18 protein-coding genes are annotated in these 19,069 nt (G+C 72.2%); 6 read left to right on the forward strand and 12 right to left on the reverse strand.

Going from position 1 to position 19,069, the window contains the following annotated elements; all coding sequences use genetic code 11:
* Positions 1-41: 41 nt before the first annotated feature.
* Both E6R60_RS12450 and E6R60_RS12455 read right to left on the reverse strand, forming a co-directional pair.
* A complete protein-coding gene (locus tag E6R60_RS12450; protein WP_136326560.1) occupies positions 42-455 on the reverse strand; it encodes a nuclear transport factor 2 family protein in 414 nt (137 codons plus the stop codon).
* A gap of 96 nt (positions 456-551) precedes the next feature.
* Positions 552-1,388 (reverse strand): class I SAM-dependent methyltransferase, encoded by an 837-nt coding sequence (locus tag E6R60_RS12455; RefSeq protein ID WP_136326561.1) that lies wholly within the window; start codon positions 1,386-1,388, stop codon positions 552-554.
* Between the two features lie 62 nt (positions 1,389-1,450).
* On the opposite strand from E6R60_RS12455, the gene E6R60_RS12460 reads away from it, so the two are divergent.
* A complete protein-coding gene (locus E6R60_RS12460) occupies positions 1,451-3,298 on the forward strand; it encodes a prolyl oligopeptidase family serine peptidase (protein ID WP_206309395.1) in 1,848 nt (615 codons plus the stop codon).
* 107 nt (positions 3,299-3,405) lie between these two features.
* The gene (locus E6R60_RS12465; protein ID WP_136326562.1) at positions 3,406-4,260 is read left to right on the forward strand and encodes an SURF1 family protein; all 855 of its coding nucleotides are present in this window, start codon (positions 3,406-3,408) and stop codon (positions 4,258-4,260) included.
* A 213-nt stretch (positions 4,261-4,473) separates the two neighbouring features.
* On the opposite strand, the gene E6R60_RS12470 is transcribed toward E6R60_RS12465, so the two are convergent.
* The 7 genes from E6R60_RS12470 to E6R60_RS12500 form a co-directional block, all read right to left on the reverse strand.
* Positions 4,474-5,661 (reverse strand): hypothetical protein, encoded by a 1,188-nt coding sequence (locus E6R60_RS12470; RefSeq protein ID WP_136326563.1) that lies wholly within the window; start codon positions 5,659-5,661, stop codon positions 4,474-4,476.
* An 89-nt stretch (positions 5,662-5,750) separates the two neighbouring features.
* Entirely contained in the window at positions 5,751-6,326 is a 576-nt protein-coding gene (locus tag E6R60_RS12475; protein ID WP_136326564.1) for a SigE family RNA polymerase sigma factor, read from the reverse strand.
* 359 nt (positions 6,327-6,685) lie between these two features.
* A complete protein-coding gene (locus tag E6R60_RS12480) occupies positions 6,686-7,750 on the reverse strand; it encodes an aspartate-semialdehyde dehydrogenase (protein WP_136326565.1) in 1,065 nt (354 codons plus the stop codon).
* A complete protein-coding gene (locus E6R60_RS12485) occupies positions 7,747-9,018 on the reverse strand; it encodes an aspartate kinase (RefSeq protein WP_136326566.1) in 1,272 nt (423 codons plus the stop codon). The genes E6R60_RS12480 and E6R60_RS12485 overlap by 4 nt, the downstream gene beginning before the upstream one ends.
* 249 nt (positions 9,019-9,267) lie before the next feature.
* The gene (locus E6R60_RS12490; RefSeq protein ID WP_136326567.1) at positions 9,268-9,927 is read right to left on the reverse strand and encodes a DUF5063 domain-containing protein; all 660 of its coding nucleotides are present in this window, start codon (positions 9,925-9,927) and stop codon (positions 9,268-9,270) included.
* A gap of 101 nt (positions 9,928-10,028) precedes the next feature.
* Positions 10,029-10,628: a recombination mediator RecR gene (gene recR / locus E6R60_RS12495; protein ID WP_136326568.1), complete on the reverse strand. Its 600-nt coding sequence runs from the start codon at positions 10,626-10,628 to the stop codon at positions 10,029-10,031.
* Positions 10,629-10,707: 79 nt separating this feature from the next.
* Positions 10,708-11,043, reverse strand: coding sequence for a YbaB/EbfC family nucleoid-associated protein (locus tag E6R60_RS12500; RefSeq protein WP_136326777.1), 336 nt, complete (start codon positions 11,041-11,043; stop codon positions 10,708-10,710).
* A gap of 379 nt (positions 11,044-11,422) precedes the next feature.
* On the opposite strand from E6R60_RS12500, the gene E6R60_RS12505 reads away from it, so the two are divergent.
* On the forward strand, positions 11,423-12,217 hold the full coding sequence (locus E6R60_RS12505) for an SLATT domain-containing protein (protein WP_240802523.1): 795 nt from the start codon (positions 11,423-11,425) through the stop codon (positions 12,215-12,217).
* Between the two features lie 58 nt (positions 12,218-12,275).
* On the opposite strand, the gene E6R60_RS12510 is transcribed toward E6R60_RS12505, so the two are convergent.
* The 3 genes from E6R60_RS12510 to E6R60_RS12520 all read right to left on the reverse strand — a co-directional run bounded on the left by E6R60_RS12510 (position 12,276) and on the right by E6R60_RS12520 (position 15,255).
* A complete protein-coding gene (locus E6R60_RS12510; protein ID WP_136326569.1) occupies positions 12,276-12,926 on the reverse strand; it encodes a hypothetical protein in 651 nt (216 codons plus the stop codon).
* 136 nt (positions 12,927-13,062) lie between these two features.
* Positions 13,063-13,827, reverse strand: a complete 765-nt coding sequence (locus tag E6R60_RS12515) for a GntR family transcriptional regulator (protein ID WP_136326570.1) — start codon at positions 13,825-13,827, stop codon at positions 13,063-13,065.
* Positions 13,828-13,893: 66 nt separating this feature from the next.
* A complete protein-coding gene (locus E6R60_RS12520) occupies positions 13,894-15,255 on the reverse strand; it encodes an aspartate aminotransferase family protein (protein WP_136326571.1) in 1,362 nt (453 codons plus the stop codon).
* Positions 15,256-15,536: 281 nt separating this feature from the next.
* On the opposite strand from E6R60_RS12520, the gene E6R60_RS12525 reads away from it, so the two are divergent.
* The 3 genes from E6R60_RS12525 to E6R60_RS12535 all read left to right on the forward strand — a co-directional run bounded on the left by E6R60_RS12525 (position 15,537) and on the right by E6R60_RS12535 (position 18,929).
* Entirely contained in the window at positions 15,537-16,127 is a 591-nt protein-coding gene (locus tag E6R60_RS12525; protein WP_136326572.1) for a DJ-1/PfpI family protein, read from the forward strand.
* Between the two features lie 28 nt (positions 16,128-16,155).
* Complete coding sequence (locus tag E6R60_RS12530) at positions 16,156-16,656, forward strand: MarR family transcriptional regulator (protein WP_136326573.1); 501 nt, start codon at positions 16,156-16,158, stop codon at positions 16,654-16,656.
* A 131-nt stretch (positions 16,657-16,787) separates the two neighbouring features.
* Positions 16,788-18,929 (forward strand): serine/threonine-protein kinase, encoded by a 2,142-nt coding sequence (locus E6R60_RS12535; RefSeq protein WP_136326574.1) that lies wholly within the window; start codon positions 16,788-16,790, stop codon positions 18,927-18,929.
* Positions 18,930-19,069: the final 140 nt, after the last annotated feature.

Consider the following 19,069-nt stretch of genomic DNA (forward strand, 5'->3'; position numbering starts at 1 on the left):
CCCGGGTACGCGCCGGGGCCGCCGGGCGGACGCACCACCGGTCAGTACCGCTCGACCAGGTGCTCCCGGCCCGCCGGGGGGTCGTACGGCTCCGGCCAGAAGTCGGTGATCCCGTTGATCCGCGCCTGTGCGTCGAACGTGAAGAAGTGGACGGCGTGCGACTCCTGGGCGCCGTCCGTGAAGCGGGTCCGGACAGCGGCCTGCCGCCCGCCGCCGTCGGCCACGATCCGCTCGACGCGCACCCTCCAGTCCCCCGGGTACTCCCCGTTGAACGCCAGATACCGCTCCTTGCCGCGAATGCGCTCGCGGGTCTGCGGCAGGTCGTACAGCACGTCGTCGGCGAGTGTGGCCGCGAAGGTGTCCCAGTCGCGGAGGTCGGCCGCGGTCCAGTAGTTCTCGACCGTGGCGCGCAGATCTGCGGTCGGATCCGCGGTCGAATCAGCAGTCGTGGTCATGCTCCGAGTCTGGACCCCGCCACTGACAACCGGGCCGGGCCCCGGTGAACGGCCCCGCCGGACCCCCGGTTGCGCTACCGGTGTTCCCCGGTTGCGCTACCGGTGTTCCGGCCGGCTCGCCTTGACCGAGTACATCAGCGGAATCCGCGGCCGCTCCGACGGGAAGCGGTAGAAGTCGTCCGACCCGCGCTCCAGCACCGGGAAGCGGGCGAAGAGCGAGGCGTCGTGCTCGTGCAGGAACTCGATCCGCAGACCGGCCGCGGCCAGCGCGGAGACCACACTGCCCACCGGGTGCTGCCATTCGACGCTGCGGTTGTGGACGGTCGGCGCGTCGAAGTCGGCGTACGTGCCCGGCGTCTCGTCCACCCACGCGTCGCGGCTGAAGTAGTCGTGCACGATGCGCGAACCGGTCGCATCGTCGAGGCAGTCGGTCAGCGGGTGGAACTCCGCCAGGTAGAGGAACCCGCCGGGCTTGACGAGCGAGGCCGCCGTCTCGGCCCAGCGGTCGATGTCGGGCAGCCAGTTCAGTGCGCCGATGCCCGTGTAGACGATGTCGTACGAGGAGTCCGGCACCGCCACCGCGGCGTCATGGACGTCCGCGGCGACGAACGCGGCCCGGTCCGGGCCCAGGCCCAGCTCCGCGGCGAGCGCGCGGGCGGTCTCGACGGCCGGCTCGGAGAAGTCGAGGCCGACGACCTGGGCGGCGCCGTGCCGGGCCCAGGAGAGGGTGTCCACCCCGATGTGGCACTGCAGGTGCAGGAGCGTCCGGCCGGTGACGTCCCCGACCTCCGCCAGTTCGAAGTCCCGCAGGGCGTCCTTGCCCGCGCGGAAGGAGTCGAGGTCGTAGAAGTCGCTTTCGGCGTGGATGGGCACACGCTCATCCCACATCGCGCGGTTGGCCTCGCGCCAGTCGGCGGGTATCGGAGCAGACATGTCGGCGAGGTTATCCACAGGCTGCGGACGACGCGACCGGATTGTCTGCGGTCCGGCGCAGAATGGGGGGCATGACTGAGAGCACTGGTTCGACGAACGGTTCCGTCCCGGCGTGGGAGCAGCGTTTCCGCGCCCCCCGGGTGTCGCTGCCCGACTGGGCGGAGGACGCGCCGGACCGCGCGCTGTTCGTCTCCAACGCGACGGGGACGTACGAGCTGTACGCATGGGACCGGTCGACGGGCGAGCAGCGCCAGGTGACCGACCGGCCGAACGGGACGACGGACGGTGTGCTGACGCCCGACGGCGAGGCCGTCTGGTGGTTCGACGACACCGACGGCGACGAGTTCGGTGTGTGGATGCGGCAGCCGTTCCACGCCGGGAGCGCGGGAGCGGTGGACGAGCCGGCGGCTCCCGGCCTCGGGCCGTCCTACCCGGCGGGGCTCGCCATCGGGCGCGACGGGACCGCGGTGATCGGCCGTTCGACGGACGAGGACGGCACGACCGTCCACGTCGTACGGCCCGGTTCGGCGCCCGTGGAGATCTACCGCCACCGGGAGTCGGCGGGGGTCGGCGACCTGTCGCACGACGGTTCGCTGATCGCGCTGGAGCACACCGAGCACGGCGACGCGATGCACTCCGCGCTGCGTGTGGTGCGGCCCGACGGCACGACGGTCGCGGAGCTGGACGACACCGAGGGCGGCACGAAGGAGCTCGGCCTCGCGGTCCTCGGCTTCGCACCGGTCGCCGGGGACACCCGGCTGCTGGTCGGGCACCAGCGCCGCGGCCGCTGGGAGCCGATGATCTGGGACCCGGTGGCGGGCACGGAGACGGACCTCGCCATCGATCTGCCCGGTGACGTGGGCGCCGAGTGGTACGCGGACGGTTCCGCGCTCCTGGTGGAGCACGGCTTCGAGGCCCGCAGCGAGCTGTGGCGGTACGAGCCGGTCGCGGCCGACGGGGACCTGGTGCGGGTGGAGACGCCCGCCGGTTCGGTCTCGGGCGCCACGGCCAGGCCGGACGGCACCGTGGAGTACCTGTGGTCGTCGGCCGCCGAACCGCCCGTCGTGCGCTCCACGACCGGTGCGGTGGTGCTCGACCCGCCCGGCGCGAAGGCCCCGGCCTCCGTCCCGGTCGAGGACGTGTGGGTGGACGGGCCCGGGGGCCGGATCCACGCGCTCGTCCAGCGGCCGGCCGGTCCGGGCCAGGGCCCGTTCCCGACCGTCTTCGAGATCCACGGCGGACCCACCTGGCACGACAGCGACGCCTTCGCCGCCGGACCGGCCGCCTGGGTGGACCACGGCTATGCCGTCGTCCGGGTCAACTACCGCGGCTCGACCGGCTACGGGCGGGCGTGGACGGACGCGCTCAAGCACCGGGTCGGCCTGATCGAGCTGGAGGACATCGCGGCCGTGCGGGAGTGGGCGGTGAAGTCCGGCCTCGCGGACCCGGCGAAGCTGGTCCTGGCCGGCGGGTCCTGGGGCGGATACCTCACGCTGCTCGGTCTCGGCACCCAGCCCGGCGACTGGGCCGTGGGCCTGGCCGCGGTCCCGGTCGCGGACTACGTGACGGCGTACCACGACGAGATGGAGGCCCTGAAGGCGATGGACCGCACCCTGCTGGGCGGGACTCCGGAGGAGGTGCCCGACCGGTTCGAGGCCTCGTCGCCCCTCACGTACGTCGACGCCGTGCGGGCGCCCGTCTACATCTCGGCGGGCGTCAACGACCCGCGCTGCCCGATCCGCCAGGTGGAGAACTACGTCGACCGGCTGAAGGGCCGCGACGCCGTGCACGAGGTCTACCGGTACGACGCGGGCCACGGCTCGCTCGTCGTGGAGGAGCGCATCAAGCAGGTGCGCCTGGAACTCGACTTCGCCCGGCGCCACCTGGGAGGCCCGGCCGAGGACGCCTAGGGCGTGGCGCAGGGCGCTGGGCGTAAGGGCGTAGGAGCCGGATAAAGGGCGGCGTACGGGGTGCCCCCGCTCCGGTGGGGCCGGAGCGGGGACCGTACCGTGGAGGGGTGTACCGGTTCCTGCTGACCCCGCGATGGTGGGGGATCAACCTCTTCGTCGTGCTGGCCATCCCGTTCTGCGTGTTCATGGGCACCTGGCAGCTCGGCCGCTTCGAGGACCGCGTGCAGACGCACGAGGCCGCCGAGGAGCGGCCCGCACCGGGCACGATGGCCGCCCGGCCGCTCGACGAGCTGCTGCCCGTCGACACGGTCACCTCCGGCCGTCCCGCCACGGCGAGCGGCCGGTACGCCGACCAGTTCCTGGTGCCCGGCCGGAAGCTGGAGGACCGCAGCGGCTTCTACGTGCTGGACATGCTGCGCACCGACAGCGGCAAGGCCCTGCCGGTGGTGCGCGGCTGGCTGCCCGGGAAGGCCGGACAGACCCCGGTTCCGGCCGCGCCCGCAGGCCGCGTCACCGTGACCGGCGACCTCCAGGCCTCGGAGAACACGAGCACGGACGGCGTCGACTCGAAGGGCGGCCTGCCGGACGGTCAGGTGGGCATGATCAGCGCCGCGTCCCTGGTCAACCTCGTGCCGTACGACGTCTACGACGCCTGGGTGACCCTTCAGGACACCGGCGCCCGCACGGGCGCGTCGGGGAACGCCGCGTCCGGGACCGCCGACGCGGCCCTCACCGGCGCCCGGGACCGGGGCGACGACGCGCTGCGTCCCGTACCGGCCGCCGCGCCCCAGGGCAGCGGACTCGACCTGAAGGCGTTCCAGAACCTCGGCTACACGGGTGAGTGGTTCGTCTTCGCCGCGTTCGTCGTCTTCATGTGGTTCCGGCTGCTCCGGCGCGAGGCCGAAGCCGCCCGGGACCTGAAGCTCGGCCTGATCCCCGACGAGGACGCCCCGGCGAGCTGAGCCTTCGGCCGTCCCCCGCCCCGCACGTCGGGCTCCGCCGCCTCACAGGTCACGCTCCCCCGCCTCTTGGGCGCCCTCGCCCCACGACGGCTCGGGGCCCACGGCGTCGGGCCTCGCGACGGGTGTCGGGCTCACGACGTCAAGGGCCTCACGCCGGCGTCGGCCCCACGACGTCGGCCTCACGGCGTCACGCCGCGCGACGGGCGTCGGGCCTCACGACGTGGGTTCGAGCACGCCTGTCCGGTAGATCGTGCCCGCGCAGGCGTTGGGGATCGTCGTCTCGGCGACCGGCGCGCCCGGTTCCGGAGTGTGCATCACGGACACGGCGCCCTTGGCCGCGCCGTCACCCTCATCGCTGCCGAACTGCGTCTCCGTACCCGCCTCGCCGTCCCCGGTGCCCGTGCCCGTCGTGGATCCGGCCGCGCCCCCGGTGCTGCCGACCGCTCCGTCCGTGGGCGTCGGGGAGGGCGAACTGCCGGTGGTCGGGCAGGTCTCCTCGGGCACCCAGGCGAACTGCACCTCGTAGGACATCTCCGGTTTCAGGAGTACGGTCGCCTCCTCCTGCGCGGGATCGGGCAGTCCGGACGCCGGGTCGCCCTGGGTGTGCCGGACGACCACGATCCTGGCGGGGTCCGCCGCCCCCGTCGCCGCGAAGCCCACGGTGCCGCTGCTGCTCACCGAGCAGTTCTTGCCGGACACATTGGCGATGCGGAAGGTCCCGTACACCGTGCCGTCGGCACCGGCCGCATGCGTCGCGGCCGAGGCGACCCCGAGCTGATCGGGGGTGCACGCCGGCATGACGGCCTGCGCACTGGCGGCCGGGTCGTCCGCGGAGCCGCCGTCCGTCTTCTCGTCCGTGCCCTGGCCGCTGCTGTCGGAGGGACTGACCGTGCTCTGCGGGGTGCCCTCGGTGCCGCTCTGCTGCCCGTCGTCGCTGCCGCCGGTGCCGCCCCCGCTGCCGGACTTCGCACCGGGCTCCTCGCCGCTGCCGCCCTGTGCCTGTTCGCCGTGACCGGCGATGGCGGGGCTGGCGGTGCTCGAGGTCTCGGAGTTGGCGACATGGACGAAGGCGGGGACCGCGGTGCCGAGGAGCAGCGCGGCCGCCGCCGCTCCCACGAGTGCCTGCCGACGCCGCGCACGCCGTGCGGGCACCGCTCGGTACAGGTGGTCCAGGGTGCCGTCGCTCGGTTCGAGTCCCTGCACGGCGCCGAGCATCATGCGGCGCAGCGCGGCCTCGTCGAGGGCGTCGCCGGGGGCGGACCCGGAACCCGGTCCGAAGAGGCGGGAGACACCGCCGGAGGCGGCGGCGCCGTCGGCACCGGTGACCCCCTCGGCAGCCGCCTGCGGCTCCTGGCCCGGGTCGCGGTCCGTGGGCGGGGTGTTCTCCGGGCCGTGGTTCACAATTCCGTTTCCAGTCCGGTCATTCCGATGTCCGCGAGCAGGCCGGCGGTCCCCGTCCCCGATTCCGGTCCCCTCGTCGTGGCGCCCGCTCATGCCTGCGCCTCCATCACCACACGCAGAGCCGCGATGCCGCGGGAGCCGTACGCCTTCACCGAGCCCAGGGATATCCCCAGCGTGTCGGCCACCTGTGCCTCGGTCATGTCGGCGAAGTAGCGCAGCACCAGCACCTCCCGCTGGCGCCGTTGCAGCCCCCGCATCGCCTTGATCAGTGCGTCCCGCTCCAGCTGGTCGTACGCCCCCTCCTCCGCGCTCGCCATGTCGGGCATCGGCTTGGAGAGGAGCTTCAGCCCGAGGATGCGCCGGCGCAGCGCGGAACGGGAGAGGTTGACGACGGTCTGGCGCAGGTACGCGAGCGTCTTCTCCGGCTCCCGTACCCGGTTGCGCGCCGAGTGAACGCGGATGAACGCCTCCTGCACGACGTCCTCACAGGACGCCGTGTCGTCCAGCAGCAGGGCGGCGAGGCCGAGCAGCGAACGGTAGTGGGCGCGGTAGGTCTCGGTGAGGTGGTCGACCGTGGTTCCGGCTGCCACGCTCTCCTCAGCGCCCTCGCGCTGCGACGGCAGCCCCGTGGGCCGCGCGGCGGGCATGGGCGCGATCACCGGCATTCCGCCGGCCGCGCGGGGCCGTCTGAGCGGTCGCACCGAAGCGCCGCGCAGGGGGCCCACCACTGTGATATCGAGAACCTCTGCCACGCCAGTTGGACACGTTTCCCCCCGTCAGGGTTGTACGCATACGGCACCGCGTTTGACACCATGCGATAGGCCCTCATACGTACCCGTTCTTCCCCAAATGCCCCGAATGTGCGCCCCGTTGCGCAAGAAGCGACCGGTGAGACGCCTGCCACCCGGCCGGCGGTTGCGACGGGCCGAAAGGTCATCGTCCGCCACCGCGACACCGCAGCTCAAGGGGTTCAGACCAGCAACTTGCTCACAGGGCATTCACAGAGAGTACAAAACAGGTTCGATCAGGGCCGGGGAAATTCGGCAGCCACCGCTTCGGCGATCTGTGCCACGTTCAGCGCCGCCCCCTTACGGAGGTTGTCCCCGCAGACGAAGAGCTCCAGCGCCCTGGGGTCGTCCAGTGAGCGGCGCACCCGGCCGACCCAGGTCGGGTCCGTGCCCACCACATCGGACGGGGTGGGGAAATCGCCGGCTCCGGGACTGTCGTAGAGCACCACCCCCGGGGCGGTGGCCAGGATCTCGTGGGCCCGGTCGACCGCGACCTCGTTCTCGAACCGGGCGTGCACGGACATCGAGTGCGTGGCGACCACGGGCACGTACACACAGGTCACCGAGACCTTCAGGGACGGCAGGTCGAGGATCTTGCGGCACTCGTCGCGGATCGCCAGCTCCTCGGACGACCAGCCGTCGCCCGCGTCCGTGCCCGCCCACGGCACGACGTTGAGCGCGATGGGCGCGGCGAACGGGCTGCCGTCCGTATCGCCCACGACACGGCGCACGTCGCCCGGCTTCGTACCGAGTTCGGTGCCGGCCACCAGCGACAGCTGTTCGCGCAGGACGGCGACGCCATCGCGCCCGGCCCCGCTCACCGCTTGGTAGGAGGAGACGACCAGTTCCTGCAGCCCGAATTCGGCGTGCAGGGCGCCGATCGCGACGATCAGCGACAGCGTCGTGCAGTTCGGGCTCGCGACGATGCCGCGCGGCCGCATCCGTACGGCATGGGGGTTGATCTCGGGCACGACCAGCGGGACGTCGCCCTCCATCCGGAAGGCGGCGGAGTCGTCGATGACGACGACGCCCTTGGACGCGGCGAGCGGCGCCCAGCGTGCGGACACCTCGTCGGGCACCAGGAAGAGCGCCACGTCGACGTCGTCGAAGACGTCCTCGGTGAGTGCCAGGACCTCGGCCTCCTCACCGCGCACGACCAGCTTGCGGCCGACGACGCGCGGTGAGGCGACGAGTTTCACCTCGCCCCAGACATCCGCGTGCTGCGAGAGGATCTGGAGCATGACGCCGCCGATCGCCCCGGTCGCGCCGACGACCGCGAGCGAAGGGCGGCGTGCGGTCATCGGCCGGTGCCCCCGTACACGACTGCCTCGTCGGAGTCGCTGTCGAGACCGAAGGCGGTGTGCACGGCGCGCACGGCCTCGTTGACGTCGTCGGCGCGGGTGACCACCGAGATGCGGATCTCGGACGTCGAGATCAGCTCGATGTTCACGCCGACGTCGGACAGCGCCTCGAAGAAGCCCGCGGTGACGCCCGGGTTGGTCTTCATGCCCGCGCCGACCAGGGAGATCTTCGCGATCTGGTCGTCGTAGCGCAGCGACTCGAAGCCGATGCCCGCCCGGTTGCGCTCCAGGGCGTCGATGGCCTTGCGGCCCTCCGCCTTGGGGAGCGTGAAGGTGATGTCGGTCAGACCGGTCGACGCGGCGGACACGTTCTGCACGACCATGTCCATGTTGATCTCGGCGTCCGCGATGGCGCGGAAGATCGCTGCTGCCTCGCCCGGCTTGTCGGGCACGCCGACGACCGTGACCTTGGCCTCGGAGACGTCGTGGGCGACTCCGGAGATGATGGCGTGCTCCACCTGCTGGTCCCCTTGCGGCTCGTTGCTGACCCAGGTCCCGCGCAGCCCCGAGAAGGACGAGCGGACGTGGATCGGGATGTTGTAACGGCGTGCGTACTCCACACAGCGGTGCAGCAGCACCTTGGAACCGGACGCGGCCAGTTCCAGCATGTCCTCGAAGGAGATCCAGTCGATCTTCTGGGCCTTCTTGACGACCCGCGGGTCGGCGGTGAAGACACCGTCCACATCGGTGTAGATCTCACAGACCTCGGCGTCCAGCGCCGCCGCGAGCGCCACCGCGGTGGTGTCGGACCCGCCGCGGCCGAGGGTGGTGATGTTCTTGCCCTCCTGGCTGACGCCCTGGAACCCGGCGACGATGGCGATGTTGCCCTCGTCGATCGAGGTCCGGATGCGGCCCGGCGTGACATCGATGATGCGCGCTTTGTTGTGGACCGAGTCGGTGATGACACCGGCCTGGCTGCCCGTGAACGACTGGGCCTCATGGCCCAGGTTCTTGATCGCCATCGCCAACAGGGCCATGGAGATCCGCTCTCCGGCGGTCAGCAGCATGTCGAACTCACGCCCGGCCGGCATCGGAGATACCTGCTCGGCGAGATCGATCAACTCGTCCGTCGTGTCGCCCATCGCGGACACCACGACAACCACCTGGTTGCCGTTCTTCTTGGCGTCGACGACTCGCTTGGCGACCCGCTTGATGCCTTCGGCATCGGCTACGGAGGAGCCTCCGTACTTCTGCACGACAAGGCCCACGTGCGCTCCTCGCTCAATCCATTTATCGCGGTCGGCTCAGTTTAACGAGCAGGCCGGAAACGCCCCGCTGATATCACCTGTTGAGATGTCCCGCTCACCAAGTGATCATCGGCGCGTCGCTCCCGGACTGCTCGTACGGGGCTGCTGCCCGACGATCCCCGGCCCACTCCCGGTTGTGGCCCAGTCCACACCCCGGGCCCGGCTCCGTGGTCCGCGGCCGCGCCCGTCCGCCCCGCGCCGGCCGGTCCGCTACTTGACCGGGCGCAGCCCCAGCGGGCCCGCGATCTCCTCGAGCATGACGCGGCCCGCCTCCTCGGCGAGGTCGTCGTCGGCGGCGTCCTGGTCGGTGTCCAGGCCGTCGAGCTCCTGGAGGGGCTGGTTCAGCCGGATGTGGGCGATCAGCGACTGGAGCGCGCGCAGGGTGGCGGACGCCGTGGCGCCCCAGTTGGAGAAGTAGGAGAACTGCCACCACCACAGGGCCTCCGTGGTGCGGTCCTCCTCGTAGTGGGCCAGTCCGTGGCGCAGGTCCGTGACCAGGTCGGCCAGGTCGTCGGAGATGCGGGCCGGGACCGGGGCCTTGCGGGGCTCGTACGGGTCGAATACCTCGGAGTAGACGTCGATCGGCTCCAGCAGGGTCGCGAACCGCTCGCGCAGGCCGTCCGGGTCCGGCTCGGCGCCCAGGTCCGGCTCGTAGCGCTCGTCGGGGAGGATGTCCTCGTACGCGCCCAGCCGGCCGCCGGCCAGCAGGAGCTGGGAGACCTGGAGGAGCAGGACCGGGACGGCCTCCTCGGGCTCCTCCACGTGGGACACCTCGGTGACCGCGAAGACGAACGTCTTGATCTGGTCGGCGATCTGGACCGCGAAATCGTCGGGGTCCTGCGTGACAGTGTTCAGCGTGGCGTCAGACATCGAGGTGACCTCCCGTGGGCGCGGTCGGAGACGGTGGGTAGAACATAGCGGCGCTGAACGTAAAGCCGTCGTGAGACCGCCGCTCGGCGGCCGGAAGCCGGTCAGACATCGAGCAGCCGCCTCCCCTCGAAGGCGCGGCCGAGGGTGACCTCGTCCGCGTACTCCAGGTCGCCGCCCACCGGCAGGCCGCTGGCCAGCCGGGTGACGCGCAGGCCCATCGGCTTGACCATCCGCGCCAGGTACGTCGCGGTGGCCTCGCCCTCCAGGTTGGGGTCGGTGGCCAGGATCAGTTCGGTGATGGAACCGTCGGCGAGACGGGCCAGCAGTTCGCGGATGCGCAGATCGTCCGGGCCGACGCCCTCGATCGGGCTGATCGCGCCGCCCAGGACGTGGTACCGGCCCCGGAACTCGCGGGTCCGCTCGATCGCCACGACGTCCTTCGGCTCCTCGACCACGCAGATGACCGTCCGGTCGCGGCGCGGGTCGCGGCAGATCCCGCACTCCTCCTGCTGGGCCACGTTGCCGCAGACGGCGCAGAAGCGGACCTTGTCCTTGACCTCCAGCAGGGCGTGGGCGAGACGGCGTACGTCCGTCGGCTCGGCCTGCAGGATGTGGAAGGCGATCCGCTGCGCGCTCTTGGGACCGACGCCGGGCAGCCTGCCCAGCTCGTCGATGAGTTCCTGAACCACGCCTTCGTACAACGGAACGCCTTTCGAGCCGGATCGGCTGCGTCGTGGTACGTACCGTAGGGGGTACGTACGGTCTTGGGTATCTCCGGGATCAGAAGGGGAGACCGGGCATGCCGCCCAGGCCCTCGGTGAGCGGGCCCAGCTTCTGCTGCTGGAGCTGCTGGGCGTTCTCGTTCGCCGCCTGGACCGCCGCCACGACGAGGTCCGCGAGCGTCTCGGTGTCCTCCGGGTCCACCGCCTTGGGATCGATCACCAGGCCGCGCAGTTCGCCGGAGCCGGTGACCGTCGCCTTCACCAGGCCACCGCCCGCCTGGCCGTCGACCTCGGCCCTCGCGAGCTCCTCCTGAGCCTCCGCGAGGTCCTGCTGCATCTTCTGGGCCTGCTGAAGCAGCTGCTGCATGTTGGGCTGACCACCACCGGGAATCACGGTCACTCCAGGCATTTCGACGACAAATGTTTCGGTAAGCCGAGCCTACGTGCTCCCCGCGCGACGCGCCCCACCCACTGGCGAGCAACCCTTTCGAGTGAGTTCTCGCGAACCGTGGCAGGGCTCCTATACCTGACCAGAGGCCCTGTGCACCCAGAAATACCGCGATTTCTACCCCATGGCCCACCATTCGGCGGTAGGAAAGGGGGGCGTCCCGGTACCCGCACCCGCATCGCCCGTCACGCAAAGTTACGCACGGGGGACTGCGGGTCGCACCGAGGGCCGGGTGCAGCGAGTGCACAGAGAGCAGAGATCCGCCCATCGTCGAGTACGCGGTTGACACCACGCGTCGCTATGCAGCATGCAGAGGAGTGCCCCGGTGAGTCAGCCGGAGATGCAGCCCGAGGGGCCGCCCCGCAACGAATCCGGTGTGCCCGGTCCGGCCGTCTCCTCCGATGGGGATTCCGGCTCTCGGAGCCGAGAGGCGCGGGGCGGGGACCTGACCGGGACGCCCTTCCCGCTCGGCGACTGGGACGAGCCCGCCCAGCGGCTCGATGAGCTGTACCGCTGGGTCGAGGCGGACGCCCTGCGCACCGCCGACTGGTATCTGGGCGACCGGGTGCGGAAGCGGCGCGGCGCCAGGGCGCTGCGGACGGGAACCGCGGCCGGGGTGGTCGCGGGCGCCGCGCTGCCACTGCTGGACCTGACGGGCGCGCTGCACGGCGCGGCGGGCTGGGGTTACCTGTCGTTGCTGCTGGGGGCCGCGTGCATGGCGTGCGACCGGTACTTCGGGCTGACCTCGGGGTGGATAAGGAATCTGGCCACGGCGCAGGCCGTGCAGCGGCGGCTCCAGGTGCTCCAGTTCGACTGGGCGTCGGAGTGCGTGCGCGAGGTGCTCGGGCCGGCCGAGGGGACGGCGAGCGAGGCGGCCGAGCGGTGCCTGGGGGTGCTGCGGCGCTTCTCGGAGGACATCACGGAGCTCGTACGGTCGGAGACCGCGGACTGGATGGTGGAGTTCCGGGCCGGTCCCGCGCCGATGGGGATGCAGGCGCTGGTCTCCGGCGGCGCGGGCGGCGGGCGCGCGGAGCAGGGGGCCCTGCCGGGCAGGTTCCCGCTGCAGTCGATGGGCCGGCCGAACATGCCGCGGCAGCGGCCGCCGGAGTCCCCGCGGTGACCTCTGCGGTCTCCGGTGAGCACCGCGGGGAGCGCCGGGGCCGGCGCCCGCCGGCCTCTCAGCTGAAGATGATCATCGAGCCCTGGGCGAGGCTCCGGGTGACCGCCGCGTGCAGACCGAGCCAGACGTGCCGTTCCCGGGCGAACGGGTTGTCGTCGTACGGGATCGGCCCCGCCGGTTCCTCCAGCGAGGTGGGCGCGGAGGGCGGCAGCGGGGCGGGTGGCGGGTTGGCCGGGTCGATGCCGATGGACGGGGCGACGAACTGCAGCTCGCGAAGCAGGCCGTGCGACGAGCCGAGCGGACCGCCGCCCTCCAGCAGGGCGTCGGTGGACAGCGGCGCGGCGAAGTCCACGGGGACGTACGCGCCCGCGTGGTCGTAGTGCCACACCAGGTGGGACTGCTGGGCGGTCGGCTCGAACATCTCCAGCAACTGCTCGTAGTCCCCGCCCAGTTCGTCGACCGGGGAGACGGTGAGGCCGCTGAGGCACAGGAGATAGGCGCGGCGCAGGAAGTGCAGCGCGTCGTAGTCGAAGCCCGCGACCGGGGCCACCTCACCGGTCAGCCCCGGCATGTAGGCGTAGACGGGCACGGGCGGCAGCCCAGCCTCGCCGAGCGCTCTGTCGTAGACGGCTATCTCTTCGGCGAAGGGGTTGTCGGGGCTGTGGCACAGCACATCGACGAGGGGGACCAGCCACAGGTCACAGGCCACGAAGTCTCGCTCTCATGCGGGAATGGGATGCGTGCGGTGGTGCGATGGTCGGGACAGCGTAATGCGGCCGGGACGTCGCGGACAGGGGCCCATCGGGACCTGCTTGCGCCGGGGGACGTCAACCGGCCCGTACGTGTCAGGGCTTCGGGCGTGCCCGGTCCGCGGGGCCGTCCGGCTCGTCCGGGCGGGCTGCCTGTTCCGGAGCGGCCGGGTCTCCGGCCGCGAGCCGGTCCGCCCAGCTCAGCGCGTGGTTGTTGTAGCCCTCGACGGCGCTCAGCAGGGCCGCGCGGTCGCGGTGCGTGATCGCGGCGACGAGTTCGGGGTGCCCGTTCCACAGCCAGTCCCGTACGTCGGCGTCTCCGCGCAGGTACGGCACGGCGAACACCCAGGCCTGGACGCGCAGCCGGTGGAGGAAGTCGGTGATGTAGCTGTTGCCGACGAGGGCGCCCAGCTCGCGCCAGAAACGCAGGTCGTAGCCGATCAGGATGTCGAGGTCGCCGCCGCGCGCCGCACGGGAGGCCTCCTCGGCCCGGCGGCGCACGGAGACGAGCGCGTGCCGGAGGAGGTCCTGCCGCGCCGCGGAGGGGGGCGGTCCCGCGAAGACCTCCCGGATGACCCCGTCCATGACGAGGGCGCGGGCCTCGACCATCGCGCGGTAGTCGGCGACGGTGAACTCGTAGACCCGGAATCCGCGGTGCTGGTCGGACTCGAGCAGGCCCTGGGCGGAGAGGTCGAAGAGCGCCTCGCGGACGGGCGTCGCGGAGACCCCGTACTGCTCGGCGATCTGCTTGACCGTGAACTCCCGTCCCGGCTGCAGACGTCCGGCGAGCACCTCGTCACGCAGCGCGTCCGCGATCTGCTGCCGCAGCGTATTGCGGGTGACAGCTCCGCTCGCGCGCATGGCGCCCCTCCCTGTTTCGGCCTCGGGTCACCTTAGACGAGGGCCGTGGAGAGGGGCGCGGCAGCGTTACGCGGTGTGCCGGTCGGCCACCGTCAGCGCGGCGTCCAGGGCGGCCAGGCCCTCCTTGGCCTCGGCCTCCGAAACATTGCAGGCCGGAACGGCGTGCGTGCGGTTCATGTTGATGAAGGGCCACAGGCCGTTCTTCTTCGCGGCGGCGCCGAAGGCGGCCATCGGCGCGTTGGCCTCGCCCGTCGCGTTGTAGGGGACCAGCGGCTCGCGCGTCTCCTTGTTGCGGACCAGTTCCAGCGCCCAGAACGCGCCGAGGCCGCGGACCTCGCCGACGGACGGGTGGTTCTCGGCGAGTTCGCGCAGACCGGGGCCGAGGACGCTCTCGCCGATGCGGGCGGCGTTCTCGATGACCTTCTCGTCCTCCATCACATGGATGGTGGCGACGGCGGCGGCGCAGGCCAGCGGGTGGCCGGAGTAGGTGAGGCCGCCCGGGTAGGGGCGGGTGTCGAAGGTGGCCGCGATCTCGGCGGAGATGGCCACACCGCCGAGCGGGACGTATCCGGAGTTGACCCCCTTGGCGAAGGTCATCAGGTCGGGCGTGACGTCGAAGTGGTCGGCGGCGAACCACTTGCCGGTGCGCCCGAAGCCGGCCATGACCTCGTCGAGGACGAAGACGATTCCGTACCGGTCGCAGATCTCCCGGACACCGCCGAGATAGCCGGGCGGGGGCGTCATGATGCCGGCCGTGCCCGGGATGGTCTCCAGGATGATCGCGGCGATGGTCGACGGACCTTCGTACGCGAGGGTGTCCTCCAGGTGCTGGAGCGCGCGGGCGCACTCCTCCGCCTCGGTCTGTGCGTAGAACGGCGAGCGGTAGAGGAACGGGGCCCAGAACCGTACGACGCCCGCCGAGCCGTTGTCGGACGCCCAGCGGCGCGGATCGCCCGTCAGGTTGATCGCGGTGGAGGTGGCGCCGTGGTACGAGCGGTAGGCGGAGAGCACCTTCGTACGGCCGGTGTGCAGCCGGGCCATCCGGACGGCGTTCTCGACGGCCTCGGCGCCGCCGTTGGTGAAGAAGATCTTGTCCAGGTCGCCGGGGGTGCGCTCGGCGATGAGGCGTGCGGCCTCGGAACGCGCCTCGATCGCGAAGGCGGGCGCGAAGGTCGTCATCTTCCCCGCCTGCTCCTGGATCGCGGCGACGACGGTGGGGTGCTGGTAACCGATGTTGGTGTAGACGAGACCGCTGGTGAAGTCCAGGTAGCGGTTGCCGTCGTAGTCCCAGAAGTACGACCCCTCGGCGCCTGCGACGGCGAGCGGGTCGATCAGGCCCTGGGCTGACCAGGAGTGGAACACGTGCGCGCGGTCGGCGGCCTTGACGGCCGCACCGGCAGCGGAGTCGACAGGGGGATGAGGGGTCATGCGACGAGCGTAGGCGGCGGGGGCGACGCCCGGTATGGCCATCTTGTATGGCCTGGGCCGTGTGGTTCGGCAGGGTGTCGGGGGGCCTGGCGAGGACCGCGCGGTTCGGCGGGTGCTGGAGCGGCCTGGCGGTGACCGTGCGGTTCGGCGGGTGCCGGGGGGCGTGGCGGGGACCGTGCGGTTCGGCGGGTGCCGGGGCGGCCGCGCAGCGAGACATTGACAACATGCTGTCCAAGCGACAACATGTTGTCATATACGTTCTTCCCGCCGAGGAGGCCGTCATGACCCGCACCGCGCACCTCGCCGTGTACGACACCTACGCCGACTGGGAGACCGGGCACGCGACCGCCCACCTCGCCCGGAACGGCTTCACCGTCCGGACGGTCGGCCCCGGCACCGCGCCCGTCACCAGCATGGGCGGGCTGACCGTGCACCCGGATCCCGCTCTCGCCGCGCTGCGCCCCGAGGACAGCGCGCTGCTGATCCTGCCGGGGGCGGCCCTGTGGGACGCGGGCGACGCGCTCGCCCCCTTCGCCCGCGCCGCGCGCACCTTCCTGGACGCGGGCGTGCCGGTCGCCGCGATCTGCGGGGCGACGGCGGGACTGGCACGCGAGGGGCTGCTCGACGCGCGGGCCCACACGAGCGCGGTCCCCTTCTACCTCGCGGCCACCGGTTACGCGGGCGGCCCGCACTACGCCGACGCCGACGCCGTCACCGACGGCGACCTGATCACCGCCGGTCCGACCGAACCGGTCGCGTTCGCCCGTGAGATCTTCGCCCGTCTCGGCGTCTACGACGAGAAGAAGCTCGACGCCTGGTACCGGCTGTTCCACGATTCGGACCCGAGCGCGTACGAGGTGCTGCAGGGATGAGCGACGCGGACTACGAGGTGCTGCACGGATGAGCCACGCGGACCAGGACCGGCTGAGCCGGACCGCCCTCAGCATCTTCCACCTCAACGGCCGGTTCCTTTCCGTGGCCGAGAAGCTGGCGGCACCGGCGGGACTGACCGCCGCGTGGTGGCAGGTGCTCGGCGCGGTGATCGGCGAGCCCTTGCCCGTCTCCGGAATCGCCCGCTCGATGGGCATCACCCGGCAGGCCGTGCAGCGCATCGCCGATCTGCTCGTGGGCAAGGGGCTCGCGGAGTACCTGCCCAACCCGGCCCACCGCCGCGCGAAGCTGCTCCGCCCCACGGAGGAGGGCCGCGCCGCGATGTCCCGGATCAACCCCGGGCACGCGGAGTTCGCGGCGCGCCTGGCAGGGGAGTTGGGGGACGAGGGCTTCACGGAGACGGTACGGGTGCTGGAGCGGCTCTCCCGGGCCATGGAGGCCCTGGGGGCGCCGAGTGATGCGCCGGGGCCGGTCGCGGGGGCCGACTCCCCTGTTTCATCCGGCGGTTGAGGGGATGGATCGCATCCGCGTATGACCCGCGCTCCGGGAACACCCCGCCCACCGGCCCTCCGCCGAGAGGAGCCGCGCGGCTATTCTCGTCCCCGTCCGGCGTGGCGCCGTACGGGGGAGGACTGCACACCATGGAGAAGCTCGGGTCCGCCGATCCGCAACGCATCGGCGCCTACCGCCTGCTGGGCCGGCTCGGCGCGGGCGGCATGGGACAGGTGTACCTGGCCCGCTCGGACCGGGGACGCGTGGTCGCGCTCAAGCTGGTCCGCGCGGAACTCGCCGCACAGCAGGAGTTCCGCGACCGGTTCCGGCAGGAAGTGCGGGCCGCCCGCCGGGTCGGGTCGACGTGGACCGCGCCCGTGCTGGACGCCGACACCGAGGCCGCCGTGCCCTGGGTCGCCACCGGCTATGTCGCCGGCCCCTCGCTCCACGCCACCGTCTCCGGACGCGCGGACACCTCGCCCGGCCCGGCCCCGGGGGCCTACGGCCCCTTGCCCGACCGTTCCGTCCACATCCTGGGCACCGGTCTCGCCCACGCCCTCCGGGCCATCCACTCCGCCGGGCTCATCCACCGCGACCTCAAGCCGTCCAACATCCTGCTGACGATCGACGGCCCGCGCGTCATCGACTTCGGCATAGCCCGGGCGCTCGACACCGTCGCCGACGGCGGCCTCACCCGCACCGGCGCCCTGATCGGCTCGCCCGGTTTCATGTCGCCCGAGCAGGTGCGCGGCGAGCGCGTGACCACGGCGTGCGACGTGTTCTGCCTGGGAGCCGTGCTGGCGTACGCCTCGACCGGGCGGCTCCCGTTCGGCGCGGCGACCAGCGGAGTGCCCGCGCTGCTGTTCCGGATCGCGCAGGAGGACCCGGACCTGACCGGGGTGCCGGTCGATCTCGTGGAACTGATCCAGGACTGCCTGCGCAAGGACCCCGGCGCACGTCCGTCGACCGACGAGATCCTGGAGCGGCTGGACGAGGGCGACACCGCGGAACCCTGGCTGCCGGGCGCGCTCATCGCCCAACTCGGCCGCCACGCCGTCGGGCTGCTCGACTCGGAGGACCCGATGGACGCGGTGCCGGAGGAGGTGGTCCCGGAAGGCGCGGCGGACGCGGCCCCGGAGGGGGCCCCACCGGCAGACGCCGTCCCGGGCGCACACGCAGACGCGGCCCCGGACGCACCCGCGGACGCGGTTCCGAGTGACGCGGTTCCGAGTGACGCCGCCCCCGACGACGCCGTTGCGACGCCCGCGCCCCCGCGGGACGCGACCCCGGACCCAGCACGCGCACCGGCCCCAGCGCCCGTCGTAACCGCGCCCTCGGCACCCCCCGCAGCCGACGCCGCCCACGGTCTCCCCACCATGGTGGAGCCCTCCACGTCCCCCACAACCACCACCCGCCTCAGGCTCCCCACGCCCCCAACCTCGCCGGCCCAACCTCCGCCGTCCGGGCCGCCCTCCCCCGCGTACGGCTATCCGCAGCAGCCCGCCCAGCCGTACGCCGGCCAGGGCTACGGCATTCCGCAGCAGCCGGCCCCCCACCAGGGATACGGCGTTCCGCAACAGCCGGCCCCCCACCAGGGATACGCCTACGGCTACCCGCAGCAGCCCGGCTTCGGGCCCACACCGCCGTACGGCCCGCAGCACCCGGCCGGCGCCCAGCCGCCCGCCGCCGCCCGCCGCAGCGCCGGCTCGACCATCGCCCTCGTGGTCATCGCGGTGCTCGTCGCCCTCGGAGCGGGCGGATCCGTCTACGCGCTCATGAACGACCACGGCGCGCACACCACGGCCTCCCCCACCCGTCCGGCCGACCCCTCCCCGACCGGCGGGGCGTCCCACTCGCCTTCGCAGAACGGGACCCAGGGTTCCACGCCCGGACCGGACGACAAGGACAGCGACGAGGGACAGGGCGACGACGGCCCCATCCCCGAGGCCTATCTGGGCACCTGGTCCGGCAGCATCGACGGTGCCGCCGGCCACTCCACCCGCGAACTCGTCATCCGTCAGGGCGAGGTGGGCGACGCCGTCCTCACCCTCACCGCCGAAGGCCCCCTCGACACCGGCGGCACCTACCGCTGCGTCTTCCAGGCGGACCTCGCCACCGAACCGTCCGACGGCGGGCCGGTCAGCATCGGCCCGTCCACGGTGACGGAGGGCGAACCGATGACGTCCTGCACCCCGGGCAGCTCCACCACCCTCACGCTGCTCCCCGACGGGACCCTGAGCCGCACGAACACGGACTCCGGCGAGAAGCTCACGTACACGAAGTCCGGCTGAACAGGCCTTCCCGCGCGCCGGGTTGCCCTCCACGTGCGCGGTCCGGGCCGCTCGGCGCCGTATCTGTGCGCGCTGTGAAGGTCATGCCCTACGCTGCGACCCTGGGCCGCGCCCCGCTCACGTCTCCGGGTGCCACGCGG

Origin of the sequence: Streptomyces sp. A0642 (genome assembly GCF_004795105.1) — a bacterium.
Taxonomy (GTDB): Bacteria; Actinomycetota; Actinomycetes; order Streptomycetales; family Streptomycetaceae; genus Streptomyces.

Coding starts and splice junctions, on each gene's coding strand:
- E6R60_RS12450 (WP_136326560.1), bottom strand. CDS start 455: ATGACCACGACTGCTGATTCGACCGCGGATCCGACCGCAGATCTGCGC.
- E6R60_RS12455 (WP_136326561.1), bottom strand. CDS start 1,388: ATGTCTGCTCCGATACCCGCCGACTGGCGCGAGGCCAACCGCGCGATG.
- E6R60_RS12460 (WP_206309395.1), top strand. CDS start 1,451: ATGGGGGGCATGACTGAGAGCACTGGTTCGACGAACGGTTCCGTCCCG.
- E6R60_RS12475 (WP_136326564.1), bottom strand. CDS start 6,326: ATGCCGGTGATCGCGCCCATGCCCGCCGCGCGGCCCACGGGGCTGCCG.
- E6R60_RS12480 (WP_136326565.1), bottom strand. CDS start 7,750: ATGACCGCACGCCGCCCTTCGCTCGCGGTCGTCGGCGCGACCGGGGCG.
- E6R60_RS12490 (WP_136326567.1), bottom strand. CDS start 9,927: ATGTCTGACGCCACGCTGAACACTGTCACGCAGGACCCCGACGATTTC.
- E6R60_RS12515 (WP_136326570.1), bottom strand. CDS start 13,827: ATGCGCGCGAGCGGAGCTGTCACCCGCAATACGCTGCGGCAGCAGATC.
- E6R60_RS12520 (WP_136326571.1), bottom strand. CDS start 15,255: ATGACCCCTCATCCCCCTGTCGACTCCGCTGCCGGTGCGGCCGTCAAG.
- E6R60_RS12525 (WP_136326572.1), top strand. CDS start 15,537: ATGACCCGCACCGCGCACCTCGCCGTGTACGACACCTACGCCGACTGG.
- E6R60_RS12530 (WP_136326573.1), top strand. CDS start 16,156: ATGAGCCACGCGGACCAGGACCGGCTGAGCCGGACCGCCCTCAGCATC.
- E6R60_RS12535 (WP_136326574.1), top strand. CDS start 16,788: ATGGAGAAGCTCGGGTCCGCCGATCCGCAACGCATCGGCGCCTACCGC.